8 protein-coding genes are annotated in these 13,944 nt (G+C 56.9%); 6 read left to right on the top strand and 2 right to left on the bottom strand.

Features of this window, described 5'->3' with window-relative positions; genetic code table 11:
* The first annotated feature begins 47 nt into the window (after positions 1 to 47).
* Both P3B99_002965 and P3B99_002960 read left to right on the top strand, forming a co-directional pair.
* Positions 48 to 1,361: a porin gene (locus P3B99_002965; GenBank protein WYJ08087.1), complete on the top strand. Its 1,314-nt coding sequence runs from the start codon at positions 48 to 50 to the stop codon at positions 1,359 to 1,361.
* Between the two features lie 98 nt (positions 1,362 to 1,459).
* Entirely contained in the window at positions 1,460 to 2,776 is a 1,317-nt protein-coding gene (locus tag P3B99_002960) for a hypothetical protein (protein ID WYJ08086.1), read from the top strand.
* Positions 2,777 to 2,851: 75 nt separating this feature from the next.
* On the opposite strand, the gene P3B99_002955 is transcribed toward P3B99_002960, so the two are convergent.
* Entirely contained in the window at positions 2,852 to 3,940 is a 1,089-nt protein-coding gene (locus tag P3B99_002955; protein ID WYJ08085.1) for an SGNH/GDSL hydrolase family protein, read from the bottom strand.
* A gap of 102 nt (positions 3,941 to 4,042) precedes the next feature.
* On the opposite strand from P3B99_002955, the gene P3B99_002950 reads away from it, so the two are divergent.
* A complete protein-coding gene (locus P3B99_002950) occupies positions 4,043 to 4,195 on the top strand; it encodes a hypothetical protein (protein ID WYJ08084.1) in 153 nt (50 codons plus the stop codon).
* Between the two features lies 1 nt (position 4,196).
* On the top strand, positions 4,197 to 5,186 hold the full coding sequence (locus tag P3B99_002945) for an NAD(P)H-dependent glycerol-3-phosphate dehydrogenase (GenBank protein ID WYJ08083.1): 990 nt from the start codon (positions 4,197 to 4,199) through the stop codon (positions 5,184 to 5,186).
* A gap of 965 nt (positions 5,187 to 6,151) precedes the next feature.
* Here the strand turns inward: P3B99_002945 and gpmI are convergent.
* Positions 6,152 to 7,726 carry a 2,3-bisphosphoglycerate-independent phosphoglycerate mutase gene (gene gpmI, locus P3B99_002940; protein ID WYJ08082.1) on the bottom strand — a complete coding sequence of 525 codons (1,575 nt, stop codon included), beginning with the start codon at positions 7,724 to 7,726 and terminating at the stop codon, positions 6,152 to 6,154.
* A gap of 158 nt (positions 7,727 to 7,884) precedes the next feature.
* Here gpmI and P3B99_002935 point away from each other — a divergent pair, with 158 nt between their 5' ends.
* The gene (locus tag P3B99_002935) at positions 7,885 to 11,118 is read left to right on the top strand and encodes a hypothetical protein (protein ID WYJ08081.1); all 3,234 of its coding nucleotides are present in this window, start codon (positions 7,885 to 7,887) and stop codon (positions 11,116 to 11,118) included.
* Between the two features lie 37 nt (positions 11,119 to 11,155).
* Positions 11,156 to 13,942 (top strand): hypothetical protein, encoded by a 2,787-nt coding sequence (locus P3B99_002930; GenBank protein WYJ08080.1) that lies wholly within the window; start codon positions 11,156 to 11,158, stop codon positions 13,940 to 13,942.
* Positions 13,943 to 13,944: the final 2 nt, after the last annotated feature.

Raw genomic sequence — 13,944 nt, 5'->3', positions numbered from 1 at the left:
GCGCGTTTGTCTTGCGTGCGCGGATCTTGTTTACGGCGGGGATTGTTATGGCATTTTTCAGATTTATCACATTTGCGGTTTTTTTGTCCGCGGCGTTTTTCGCGCTTGCGGCAAACCCTCCGCGCGACGCCGCGCTTCTCGATGCCCTCGAAAAAAAGGGAATCCTGACGGCGGAGGAGGCTCGCGACCTTAAAAAGGAGTCGGCGGAGGCGGCGGTGTGTCTGCCCGAAAGCGTGTCGAGCATACGCACGCTCGTTATGCTTCAAATGCGCTACACCCACGCTTGGCACGACTACGCCGGTCTTGCCGAGGAGTCGCGCTTCAATATCCGCCGCCTCATTCCCGTGCTCATCGCCGACACCTCCGAAAATTCGCGCGCGCTAATCAGCCTGTACATGCCAAGCTCGACCGTCATCAACACCGCGCACTGGGAAGTCGATACCGACGGCGACATTCTTTCGGGCAAGCTGAAGCTTGGGCACTGGTCGGTGAATTTTGCTACCGAAGAGTGCGACAGCTGCACAGTCCTCAAAACTCCCGACCGCTCCATTTTGTGCATGTACTTCGGCGGCGGCGACAGCGGCTACGACGGCTATCTGAAAACCTCATACGGCACGGCGTTGGGATTTTCGGGCTACCACACGGGCGTGTACTGGGACGGCCGCATTCCGTCTGCCCGCGACTTCGTGTACTCGCTGACCGTCGTCAATTCAAAGCCCAACGACATCTGCTACCGCTACGACAACGGCGTTTCCTGCTGGCTCACCGTCGGCTACGACAAAAAATTCGACGACTGCTCCCTGCGCGTCGGCGCGACATTCGGATACGCCGAGAAACTCGTTTCGGCGATTTCCGAGTCCGCGCCGCTCCCCTCGCGAATGGAGCGTTTCGGCGACGCATACGGCGTCAACCCCTACTTCCGCTTGGAATACGGCGATTTTTCCCTGCACGCCGAATTCATGCTGGTTTCCGCCCAATACGGCAAGACGCGCAGCGCCGACGTCCCCCTCTACACCGACCGCTCCCCGACTGCCGTTCCCATGGGCTTCTACGTTCTGGGCGCGTACAGGGTTTTCAAGTCGGACGCTTTCGGCGAGTTCGAGCCGGTCTTCCGCTTTTCGTACATCGACACCGACGGGCGCGGTATCCGCGGCAGGGACGTCGTTTTCAAGATGTCGTCGGCGGGTTTGTACGACCGCGTGAGCGCGTACTACGCGGGCGTAAACTGGTATCTCAACGGAAAGTACTTGAAGTTTTCCCTCGGCTGGGAGCGTTATATTTTCGAGGATTCCCCCACGGGCGGGTACAGGCCGCAGGCGGTATCCGACACTGCGATAGCGCAGATACAGGTTGTGTTTTAATATTCAGCCCGCCGCTTTGCGCGTTTAGTGGTTTTTTAGGATATTTTGGAAAGCTGTTGACTTTATATGCTAAAAAGATAGAAATCTGATTTTTGACCATGAAATTTTCGGTGAGGATACTTGTGGTGTTTTTGTCGGCACTGTGCGCGTTTCCCGCGGCGTTTGCGGCGTCGGCGGGCGGCGACGCGGCTTTGCTCGACGCGCTTGTCGCAAAGGACTTCATCACCGAGGACGAGGCGTTCGAAATAAAAAAGGAGCAGGCGGAAGTTATTTTGGACGTTCCCGATTCCGTTGCGGGCATGCGCCTGTACGGGTTTCTCCACATGCGCTACTCGTACGTCGGGCACGATGTCGTGGGGCTTGCGGGCGAGTCGCGCTTCAATATCCGCAGGTTCAGCACGGTAATGAAAATCGACACCTCCGAAAATTCCGAGCTGATGGCGTGCATGACAATGCCGAGCGCGTGCCCCTTCGACACCCTCTACTGGGCGGCGGAGTTTGACGGCGATATAATTTCGGGAAAATTCAAGTTCGGCTTTTCCGCCGTGAACTTCGTCGTGGAGGACATAGACAGCGCGTCGATTATCAAGGGCATCGACCGCTCCATTCTCTGCCCCTACTTCGGCGGCGGCGACAGCGGCTACGACGGCTACATAAAAACCGCCTACGGCTCGGCTCTCGGCTTTGCGGGCAAGCATTTGGGGCTGCGCTGGAACGGCGATATTCCCGGCTTGAACGGCTTTGTGTACTCGCTCGGCTTGACCAATTCGAAGCCGCGCGACTACAACTACCGCTACGACAACGGCATTTCCTGCTGGCTCGGCGCAGGCTACGAAACCAAGCGCGAAGACTGGTCTCTGCGCTTCGTCTCCAATTTCGGGTACGCCGATAAAATCGTTTCCGCCGTCGAAGAGTCCGCGCCGCTTCCTGCGCCCATGTCGGGCTTCGGCGACACTTTCGGCATCAACACCTACCTGCTGTTCGACTGCGGCGACTTCGAACTGCAATCCGAATTCATGCTCGCAAGCGTAAAATACGGAGCGTCGCGCTCGTCCGACAGACCCTACTATACGTCGAAATCGCCGACCGCAGTGCCGTGGGGCGTGTACGTCATGGGCGCGTACAAGCTGCTGAAATTCGACGGAATCGGCGAGTTCGAGCCTGTTTTGCGCTACACCTATCTGGATACCGACGGGCGCGGCGTGCGCGGCAAGGACGTCGTTTACGGCATGGATTCGGAGGGCTTGTACGACCGCGCCTGCGCCTATTACGCGGGCATAAACTGGTATGTCAACGGCAAGTATTTGAAGTACTCGTTCGGCTGGGAGCGTTTCGAATTTTTCGACAAGCCGCTCGGCGGAAACGCCCGCTCTGTGTCGGACGCCGTGATTGTGCAAATCCAGATGTTCTTCTGAGCCGCCGCCCGCGCAAAAAAACGCGCCTGACGGATTTCCCCGCGCGGGCGCGTTTTGCTTTCGCGTAAATTTTCCCTACTTCATTTCCAAGAGTTTTTCGAGAATCGGCGTCATTCTGTTTGCGATGTTCATAATGCCGAGGTCGTTCGGGTGGATTCCGTCAATAGAGCCTTCGCCGTCCGCGCCGTAAAGGTTTTCGCCCTCCATGTAGAGCATGCGCTTTTCGCCCTCGGCGACGAGCCTGTCGTAGATGCCGCGCTGTATTTTCCACATCTGCTTGACGTAGTTTCCCTCCTGCGGAATCAGCCACGCGCGGTTGTGCTCAACGCGCTCGGCAAGCAAAATCGGAGTGTCGGGGCGGAGCTTGCGCAGGCGGCGCAGGAACTTTTCGCAACGCTCCGAAACGAGCTTCGCGCCCATGTTCGGCTGCGCGTCTATGACGTACGCCGAGGCGTCGATTTCCGCGAGGAGGTCGGCGATTTCAGGCTCCATTTTCGCCGCTCCCGAAAAGCCCAAGTTTACAATCGGCACGTCGAGCCTGCGCCCGATTAGCGACGGGTGCGAAAGCCCCGCGTGCGACGCAAACGCCCCGTGCACGATTGACGACCCGTAAAATACCACGGGCTTTTCCCTCGCGGGTATAGCCCTGAAATACGAGCCTTTTTCGACGCCGAGCTGCGCGCTCAAAAGCGTGTTCCTGAGCGGCAGATAGAGCCTGTACACGCGCTTTTTGCCGTCGGTCTGCGTGAGCCTGTATTCCGATTTCTCCGAGGAGTTGTGCGGGGTTGTTGCGAGCATGCGGAACTTGCCGCCGGCGTCTTTCGTGTAGAGGTCGAAGCCCGAAAACGCGCACACGTTGAAGTTGTATTCGCCGAGCTGTTTCGACAAAAATTCGCGCTTTACCCAGATTTTCGGCGAGTCCGTCTCGAAGTTTATGCACATGCCCGTGGACGAGTGCGAGTTGTTCCAGACCGCCTTTGTGGTCTTTTCTTTCGCCCTCAGCGGCAGGCGTCCGTAGGGGTATTCGGTGTCGCTCCACGCCTTGCCTTCAAGCCCGATTTTCGACATATCGCGCCATTCGATTGCCTCGCTTGCCTGTTTTCCTCCGTCCGCAAAGAGCGTTACCGCCGCGGACAAAATTGCCGTAAATATAATTTTTCCCATGCGCGTAATTTTCCTTTCGCCGTCCCAAAAGGTCAAGCCCATTCGCAGGGGCGCGGTTTTGTTTTCTTGCAATCGTTTGCGTTTTGTGGTAGCCTACCGCACATGTTTGAAAAAATCAAGAACCCGAAAGCGGGGGCGGCAAACATCGCGCTCGCATTCCTGTACGTCGCCGTGCTTTCGGCGGCGTTCGTCGGCGCGGTGGCGTGGCAGCTGCGCAACGGCGGGGGAGAGCTTGTCGAAAAAATCGGTTTTTAAAATGGCACAATTCAAAAAAGTAGCAGTGGTGGGCGCGGGCGCATGGGGCAGCGCGCTCTCGATTATCCTTTCGAAAAACGTTCCGAACGTCTCCGTTTGGGCGCGCGAAAAAGAGGTCGCGGAATCGGTGGCGGCAAAGCGCGAAAACTCGCTCTTTTTGCCCGACATCAAAATTCCCGAAAACGTCGAATTTTCCAACGACCCCGCGAAAGTGCTCGACGGCGCGGAAATGGTCGTGTGGGTAATGCCCATTCAGTACCTTGCCTCGACCGCGCGCGATTTCGCAAAATACATTCCGAACGGCTCAATCATGCTCAATGCGGGCAAAGGCATCGAAATCGGAACGTGGCGCAGGCCGTCGGCGATTCTGCGCGAGTCGATTCCGCAGGCGTCGTCCTGCGGCTCGATAATGGGTCCGAACATCGCCTTCGAAGTCGCCCTCGACAAATACGCGGAGGCTGTAATCGCGCTCGACTCGCACGCCGATTCGGTCCGCGCCTCCGGGGCTTTCTGCACGCCGAACTTCCGCGTGCGCCCTACCGACGACGTCGTGGGCGTCGAAATCGGGGCGGCTCTCAAAAACATAGTCGCGCTCGCGGCGGGCTTCTGCGACGGCATGGAGCTTGGCGCAAACACAAAGGCGATTGTCATGGCGCGCGGCTTTCAGGAAATTTACAGGGCGGCGGCGTCCCTCGGCGCATGGAGCGACTCTTTTGTAAAAGAATCCGCCATTTTGGGCGACGTTTTGACGACCTGCATGAGCCCCGATTCGCGCAACCGCAGAACGGGCGAACAGCTTGGGCGCGGGCTTGACGCGGAGGCGGCGAAGGCAAAGCTCAACGGCAGGGTTTGCGCGGGCTTGGAGACAATCCAGATTTGCAGAATGTTCGACAAACTCTACCACGTGAAGCTGCCGATTATGACGGCGTTGTGCGACCTCTCCGAGGGCAAGCTAACCCGCGAGGAGTGTCTGTCGCGCATGCTCTCTTAGACGGCGCGAGACGGCGCGTGAAAATACTTCCCTAAGGGCGTTTCCCTGTACGCCCAGACCGCTCGCGTACGATAAGTACGCCACGCGCCCTGTTCGCACAGGAAAGCCACCCTTATGAAAGCATTTTGACGCGCCTAACAAGTGAGCGCACGGCGCGGAAGATTTTAGAATGCGCTGGGAGAAAAGTTGGGTAGGGCGTTTCGCATAGCAACCGTAGCTTAGGGGTATCCGCGTACGCCACGCGCCCTGTTCGCACAGGAAAGCCACCCTTATGAAAGTATTTTGACGCGCCTAAAAATACAGCGCACGGCGCGAAGATTTTTAGAATGCTTTGGGATAAAAGTTGGGTAGGGCGTTTCGCGAGCCGACTTGTGTTTGCGGATAGCCGCGTACGCCACGCACACGTGGCGTGAAAGCACCAGTCTAAGGGCGTTTCGCGCACGCCCCAGACCGCTCGCGTACGGAAGTACGCCACGCGCCCTGTGCCGCGCGCAAAGCCACCCTTATACTGGCACTTTGACGCCCCTAAAATTACAGAAAGCCACCGCCTGAACGGCATTTTGACGCCCCTAAAATTAGAGTGCTGGCGCACGAAGATTTTTAGAGTGCGTTGGGAGGAAAGTAAAGTTTACAAAAAAGCGGAAATTCCGAAACTTGGAATTTCCGCTTTTGATTTTATCCGCGCAAAGCGCGTCTATTTAAACTCGTTTCTTGCGAAGCTAAACTGTTTCCCCACGCCAGTAATTGGCGAAGCCAATACGAACTAAACGGGAAAAGACGCGGTTATAGCCGCGCCGCATAATCACAGAAAGGAGCGAAGCTCCGTAGGGAGGCGCACCTTGCGTTTGAGCGGGGGGACAGGCGGGAGTTTTCGTGGTAGCGAAAACCGCCTTTTGGGGGCGGCAGCCCCCTCTGTCGCCGTGCAGGCTGCAGCCTGCCTCGCGCCCCGTGCAGCCTGCAGCCTGCTATTGGGTAATTAGGGATTGACCTGTCATTTCTTCGGGTTTTTTGAGACCCATGAGTTGGAGTACGGTCGGGGCGATGTCGCCGAGCGTGCCGCTTTTGCGCATGAGCAGGCCTTCGAGACCCTTGCCGTAGATTACAACTTCCACGGGGTTCATCGTGTGGCGGGTATGCGCTTCGTTGATGGCGGGTTCGAAGAGCTGGTCGCTGTTGCCGTGGTCGGCTGTGACGACGAGAGCCGCTCCGAATTCGTCGGCCGCGCGCGCGATTTTTTCCACGCATTTGTCGACGGTTTCGACCGCTTTGACGGCGGCTTTGAGGTTGCCGGTGTGCCCGACCATGTCGCCGTTTGCGAAGTTTACGACGATAAGCGCGTATTTATTTTCGCGAATCGCCTTGACGACCGCGTCGGCTACTGCGGGCGCGCTCATTTCGGGCTTTTGGTCGTAAGTCTGCACGTCGCGGGGCGAGTCGATGAGAATGCGGTCTTCGCCCTTGAAAGGTTCTTCGCGGTAGTCGTTGAAGAAGAACGTTACATGCGCGAACTTTTCGGTTTCGGCGCAGCGCAGCTGTGCCAGACCCTTCGAGGAAACGTAGTCGCCGAGAATGTTGACCATTTTGGGCGGCTTGGGGAAGAGCACGTTGGGGCAGAGGCCGACCTTGTATTCGGTCATTGTAACAAAGAAGACCTGCGGTGTTTTCGAGCGGTCGAAGCCGTCGAAGCCTTTGTCGATGAACGCGCTTGTAAGCTCGCGCGGGCGGTCGCCGCGGAAGTTGAAGAATATGACGGCGTCGCCGTCGGCGATTCTGCCGATGGGCTTTCCGTCCTTTTCAATCCAAGTGGGGACGATGAATTCGTCGCCCTGCATGTTGTCGGCGGCGGGTTTTTCGTAGTAGTTTTTGAACGCGTCTTCGGCGTTGGAGACCGCGGCTTCGGCCTTTGTCCCGACGAGGCAGTCGTAGGCTTTTTCGACTCTGTCCCAGCGTTTGTCTCTGTCCATCGCCCAGAATCTGCCGATTACCGACGCAACCTGTCCGACGCCGTATTCCTTCATCTTGCCTTCGACTTCGCGGATAAATCCGAGTCCGCTCGTGGGCGGGGTGTCGCGTCCGTCGGTGAAAGCGTGGAGGAAAACCTTGTCGTACTTTTTGTCGGCGCAGATTTTAAGGAGCGCGTAGAGGTGGCGGAGCATCGAGTGCACGCCGGCGTCTGAGCAAAGCCCGAAGAGGTGGAGCGCGCCGCCGTTGTCGAGCTTCTTGAAGACTTCGTTGAGTACGGGGCTTTCGAGCACCGAGCCAGTCTGGAAGCCCTTGTCGATTCTTACGATTTCCTGGTCAACGATTCTGCCCGCGCCGATGTTCTGGTGTCCGACTTCGCTGTTGCCCATGATTCCTTCGGGGAGACCGACTTCAAGCCCGCAAGCCGAAATTTCGGTGCGCGGCCATTTTTTCGAGAGCATTTTGCAAAACGGCGCGTCCGCCAGTTTTACCGCATTGTATTTGTCGAGGGAGGAGTCGTGGTTTTCGCCCCAGCCGTCCCTAATTACTAATATTACAGGTCTTTTTACTCCGTTCATAAATTTTAAAAATCGGAAGACAATGAAAACATCAAAATCGCTTCGCGCAACACAATTTTCACGGAAAGAAAGAATCGGCGGGGAGCGCGGGAAAAAATGTTTGCATGCGCGGCGGAAATCGGTTAACGTCAAACCCTTTAACACACACACGGATTACTATGTTTGGAAAAACACCTATAATACTATTGTCAACACTCGCGGCGGCTTCATTGTTTGCGGCGGACGCGGTAAAATCGCACGTTGCGGAAATCTTCTCGTGGTCGGACGCCGACGTAAAGGTCGTCGCCAAGATAAAAGGCACGGGCGCGGGCCACGCAAACTGGCGCAGCGACGCCCCGAAAACGATAACCGCCACAAAAAAAGTGTCGGACTCCGAATGGAGTAAAATGGGCTTCACCGTTGTGCCCGATTCCGACGCAACGCTCAACATTCTTCTGCGCAGCAATTTTGCGCGCGACAAAAACGGCGCGGTGCTCTCAAACCGCACTCTGTTCAGAAACCTCGCATTCGACGGCAAGCCCGAAGCCGAGCTTGCGGGGCAAAGCGGGCATGAGGCTACATACGCGCGCGGCATACCCGCCAAAATCAGTGTGAAAAAAGGCGTGCCGGTGTCGGTGTCGGTAGAGGCGAAAGTCCCCGCCAAGTGGGACGGCACGTACACGGTCGACATTTCCGAATGCGCAAACATTCCGGCCGACGGCTCGAAGGGCGGCATTTCGGCGTATAAAAACCTCCCCGAGGGAGTTGTAGAGCTTGGCGGAATGAAGTACGATTTCCCGAAGTCGGGCGTCAACCGCGCGGCGGCTGTTTCTGTATCGACGCCGCTGAAAGCCGATTTGTCGGGCAAAGGTATTCGCGGCAAATACGTCTACGTTTTGGGCGCGGTCTCGAACGACTTGAAGTATACCGACCACGCCTGCGCAAGCATGCTCGTTTCTTTCGAAAACGGCGGGTCGGAGCATTTCTGGATTCGCAAAGACAGGGATTTCGGCGACTCCGCCGGCACTACAAAATTTAACTCCAAGTGCATTCCCGTTTTCGGGGGGGGCAAGAACGGCGGAGTGCTTTACTTCACAAAATTCGTGTTTAAGGAAAACGCCGGAGCAATCAAAAGCATAAGAATCGACGGCGAAAAGCTCAACGTTTTCGCGATTACGGTTTCGAGCGAAAGCCTCGATACAATCGTTCCCAAACAGTACGATTTGAGCCAGTGGAAGCCCGTGGACATCTCCGACTTGGCGGTGAAAGAGGGCACGGCTCTCGACCTCTCCAAGCAGGTTGAAAGCGCGCCCGCGGGCAGCTTCGGCAAAATGAGAGTCTCCGAAAACGGGCGTTTCGAATTTGAAAACCGCGCGGGAGTTCCCGTGAAGTTTCAGGGCACGAACTGGCGTCCCGGCGACGGCTTCGGCACGACAATCAAGACGCACGCCGACATCGACGAGCTTGCAAAAATGATGCGCAGGCAGGGCTACAACCTCGTTCGCTGGCGCATTTCCATGCGCGGCAACAAGGAATTCTCCGCGCCGTACACTCTCAGGGAGTACAACAAGGACATGTACGACTACTTCTTCTACGCCATGGCGCGCGAGGGCGTGTACTCGCACTTCAACCTTTCGAGCCACGACCTCGGCAACCCCGACTTCAATTGGGCCGACAGGTTCGACGTGAAAATTCTCATGTTCTTCGGCGACGAAAAAACCCGCGCCGACTGGCGCAAGTTCGTCAAGTGGGAGCTTAACCTCGTCAACAAATACACAGGCAAAAAGTGGAAGGACGACCCCTCCATTGTCTCCACCGAGTATTTCAACGAAATCGAGCTTGGCCCCGTCGGGCTTCGCAACGCGTCGCCGCGCGTGAAGAAGTTTGTAAACGCAAAGTTCGTGGAGTTCCTCAAAAACAAGTACAAGACTTTCGAAAACTGGAACGAGCCCGAATGGAAAGCCCGCCGCAACCTCAAAAGCTTCGACGACGTGAAAATATCCGACGAAGGCATTTCACAGCGCGACATCGCCCTGTTCATAATCGAAAACGGGCGCGACCTCCAACGCTTCTGCGAGGGCGTCGTGCGCGGCGAGGAGGGCTTCAACGTTCCGCTCCACCAGCACAACTGCGTGAGGGCAACATCGTTTGCGCTGCTAAGCGCGGAGGCGGGCGATTACACCGCGCTCAACGTCTACCACAAACACCCCAGCGCGTTCATGTCGGAGGGCTCGGTAGTGGGCTCGGAGTCGTCTGTGTCCGACTTCGGCGAATATTTCAGAGCCGCCGCCGCGAAGCGCGTGGCGGGAAGGCCCATGATGCTTTCGGAATGGCAGCACTGCCACTGGAATCCCTACAAACACGAGGGCGGCGTGCTGTTCCCGTCGTACTCGGCGTTGCAGGGCTTCGACAACCTCACAGTCCACGATGTTGCGGTTCTTAAATCGCGCGGCGCGCTCGGACCTTTCGAAGTGGCGGGCAGCCCCGTGTTCCGCGCAAACGAATTTTTGACCTCCGTGCTGTTTTTCAGGGGCGACGTCAAAACTTCCGACCGCCGCGTGGACATTGTCTACGACGACAAATACCTTGAAAACTCGCGCGAAGTCGGCAACGCCATGAACACGGAGCAGTCGAAACTCGCGCTGCTTACGGGCTTCGGAATCGAGTTCCCGACCGCCCGCAAATCGCCCGCCGCCGCGAAAATCAAAACGAAGCCCGCCGACTTGCAGTTCGAGCCGATTGGCTCTTCGGCGTCGTGGGCTGCGTCGAACGTCGCGGGAACTGGCGCGGGCGACAAAAAGTTCGACATTTCCCAAGCCGCAAAACGCCTGCGCGAGGCAGGCATACTTCCCGCCGACAACGCGACAGACCCCGCAAAGGGCGTCTTCCAGAGCGACACCGGCGAAATCACGATGCGCGTGAAAGAGGAGCTTGTGAAAGTTGCGACCGCAAATACCGAGGCTGTCGCGCTCAAGCCCGCCACGAAAAACGAGAAGGTGGGCGAGCTTACGGTGAAGTCGGTTTCGGTTCCCGCGGCGGTTGCGGCGTCGTCGGTTGACGGCAACCCGCTTGCGGAGTCGGGGAGAATTGTGTTCATTTTCAACACCAACAACATCTCTACGAACTTCAAAGTTTCGCGCGACGAAACGACGTTCATCTCGAAAGGCACGACGCCTATTCTCATGCAGGTCGGCAAAGTGTCGGCTACGCTCGAAAAGCCGAGCTTGGGATTCTTCGACGACGTGGCTTCGCTTTTCGGCGCGGGCAAAAAATTCTCGCTTTACGCGCTTAAAATCACGGGCGAACGCCTCGAAAAAATCCCGCTCGAAGAGTCGGACGGCATGCTGAAAATAGAAATCGACACGTCGAAGCTCAAGGAGTTCTCGCCCTTCTTCGAAATCGTCGCCGAATAATATTCAACAACACACAATAACCACAATATATATGGGAATGAAAAAACTACTACTACTATCGGCGTCGATTCTCGCGCTTTTTGCGGCGGGTTGCGACGGGGAAAATACGCAGGTTGCCGACATCTCGGAGGCGGTCAACGGAAAGATGGCGTCGGTCAAAAACTTCAAGTCGGGAGGCATGGAGCTTGGCGGAATGGGGTTCATCGTCGCCGATCCGTCGAAGCACGGCGGCAACTGGGTAATTTCGGCAAGCAACGAAAAGAACGTGCCCGAAGTGGACGTTTCCAAATACGTCAACCGAAACGCGAACTACGTCTTCCTTCTCCACGCGTTCGAAAACCAGCCCAAGGGCAAGGTTTTCGGCGGCGAAATGGAGATTGTTTTTGCCGACGGCCGCAAGCGCACCGTTTGGGTTAAGGGCGGCCGCGACATCGGCGGCGCGGACGAATCCGCCGACGTGCTCGACAACGCGCTTCCCGTCTATGTGGAAAACGAAAAGAGCAAGACGGGCGTTTTGTACCTGTCGCGCTTCATCGTAAACTATGGGGCGGTTCCCGGCAAAGACCCCGCCCCGATTTCGAAAATCGGATTCAAAAGCTTTGGCAAGGGCGATTGGAAAATCGCGGGCGTGGCGGTTTCCTCGGAGGAAGTGCAGACAACCCAAAACTACGTTTTCGACCCCGAAGTCTGGAAGCCCCTCGACACCGCCGACCTCGCAATCAAGGAGGGCTCGGCTCTCGATGTCTCCAAAATGATGTTCGGCGCGCCGTGCGGAATAGACGGCAGGGTGGTAATCGGCAAGAGCGGCAAGTTCGAGTTCGAAAAGAAGCCGGGAGTGCCGATTAAATTCAAGGGCACAAACCTGCGCCTTGCAAACCGCTTCCCCGTGAAAAACGAGGTTGTAGACCCGTCGGCTCCGCGCGTGACGGGCGAGCTTGTGCGCACGCACGAGGACATCGACGAATACGTGAAAATCCTCAAAAAGCAGGGCTACAACGCCGTGCGCTGGCGTCCCGCAATGCGCGGAGCGGCGGAATACGACGCCCCCTACCGGCTCAAGCCCGAAATTCAGGATATGTACGACTACTATATCTACGCGCTCAAACGCGAGGGCGTCTATATTTTCTACTACCTTTGCAGCAACGACGACGGCAGTCCCGAATTCCGCTGGGACGAACGCGGAACGCTGAAAGTCAAAATGATGCTCGGCGACGAAAAAGTGCGCGACAACTGGAAGAAGCTTGCCCGCATGCAGCTCGAACACGTCAACCCCTACACGGGCATGGCTCTCAAAGACGACCCCGTAGTGGCGACGCTCGAATACTGGAACGAGTTTGAAATCGGCGCGGAAAACTACCCCAACCTCACGGCCGAGGGCAAGGCGTTGATAGCCTCGAAGTTCGCGGAGTTTTTGAAGGGAAAATACGGAACGGTCGAAAAGTTCCTCGCCGACAACCCCGCGTGGAAACAGAAAAAGCCTCTTAAAACCTTCGCCGACGCCGACCTCTCCGTCTGGGGCAACCGCGGCTCAAAGGCGTACGCGCACTTCGTAATCAAGGCGATGGAGGAAACGCAGGCGTTTTGGGAAAACTTCGTCCGCAAGGAAATCGGCATGAAAGTTCCCACCCACCAGAACAACTGCAACAAGCGTCTGTACTGGTCGTTCATCGGCGCGGAGGGAGGCAGCTACATTGCGTGCAACACATACTTCGTTCACCCGTCGTCCTACCTCATCGGCGGCATAGTCAACGACACCAGCGAATTCGCCGACGAAACCAACTTCTGGCGTTCCACAATCAACCGAAAAGTTGCGGGAATGCCCATGACAATCACCGAATACCAGCACTGCCACTTCAACCGCTTCAAGCACGAGGCGGCGCTGACATTCCCCGCGTACTCGGCTCTAAACGACTACGACGGGCTCGTGGTATTCGACGCGGCGGTAGCCCCGCGCGGCGGAGAGCTGGGCTACTTCAACGTCGCCGAAAACCCAGTATTCCGCGCAAACGACTTCATCAACTTCTTCCTCTTCTACCGCGGCGACGTCAAAACTTCGCCGAACCGCGTAGACATTCTCTTCGACAAGGAGGCGATGGAAAAGAGTCAGGCAATCGGAATGCCAGCCGCCGCCGACCGCACGAAAATCGCGCTCATGACGGGCTTTGCCCTCAACTTCCCGACGGCGAGGAAAATCGACGAGCTTAAAAAAGTGTCGGTAAAGCCCGCCACGATGTCGATTTCGCCCGACGGCAAATTCAACATCGCCGAATTCGCAAAGGAATTGAAGGCAAAGGGAATACTCCCCGCCGACAACATCTCCGACCCCGCAAACGGCGTCTACCAGAGCGACACGGGCGAAATCACAATGCGCTCGAAGGAGAACATGATGAAAGTCGTAAGCCCGAAGTCGGAGGCTATCGTAATGCGCTCGACGCTCAAAAACGAAAAGTTAGGCAGGCTCACGGTGAAATCGTCCACGGCGAACGCGGCAATCGCGGTCTCGGCGGTTGACGACAAGCCGATTGCCGAATCGGGCAGGCTCGTTCTCACATACAACACCGACGCCGTCATGAAGGGCTTCGGCGTGTCGAAAAACAGGCTGTTCGTAACGGCTTGGGGCGGCATGCCCGTGCTTATCGAAACCGGCAAACTTTCCGCCGAATTGAAGCTTGCGCCGAACAAAAAGTACGCGGTGTATTCGCTGAAAATGAACGGCGAACGCGTCGAAAAAATCCCCTGCGAAGTCTCCGCCGACGGCGTGATGAAGTTGGAACTCGACACGGCAAAGCACACGGCGGTGTTCTTCGAAATCGTTTCGGAATAGTT

Source organism: Opitutia bacterium KCR 482 (assembly GCA_029269845.2).
Classification (GTDB): Bacteria; Verrucomicrobiota; Verrucomicrobiia; order Opitutales; family Intestinicryptomonadaceae; genus Merdousia.
This window is presented reverse-complemented; position numbering and strand designations above follow the sequence as displayed.

Bases quoted from the DNA above. Each gene is read 5' to 3' on its own strand.
- P3B99_002950 (WYJ08084.1), top strand. From the start codon at position 4,043: ATGTTTGAAAAAATCAAGAACCCGAAAGCGGGGGCGGCAAACATCGCG.
- P3B99_002935 (WYJ08081.1), top strand. From the start codon at position 7,885: ATGTTTGGAAAAACACCTATAATACTATTGTCAACACTCGCGGCGGCT.
- P3B99_002965 (WYJ08087.1), top strand. From the start codon at position 48: ATGGCATTTTTCAGATTTATCACATTTGCGGTTTTTTTGTCCGCGGCG.
- P3B99_002945 (WYJ08083.1), top strand. From the start codon at position 4,197: ATGGCACAATTCAAAAAAGTAGCAGTGGTGGGCGCGGGCGCATGGGGC.
- gpmI (WYJ08082.1), bottom strand. From the start codon at position 7,726: ATGAACGGAGTAAAAAGACCTGTAATATTAGTAATTAGGGACGGCTGG.
- P3B99_002930 (WYJ08080.1), top strand. From the start codon at position 11,156: ATGAAAAAACTACTACTACTATCGGCGTCGATTCTCGCGCTTTTTGCG.
- P3B99_002960 (WYJ08086.1), top strand. From the start codon at position 1,460: ATGAAATTTTCGGTGAGGATACTTGTGGTGTTTTTGTCGGCACTGTGC.
- P3B99_002955 (WYJ08085.1), bottom strand. From the start codon at position 3,940: ATGGGAAAAATTATATTTACGGCAATTTTGTCCGCGGCGGTAACGCTC.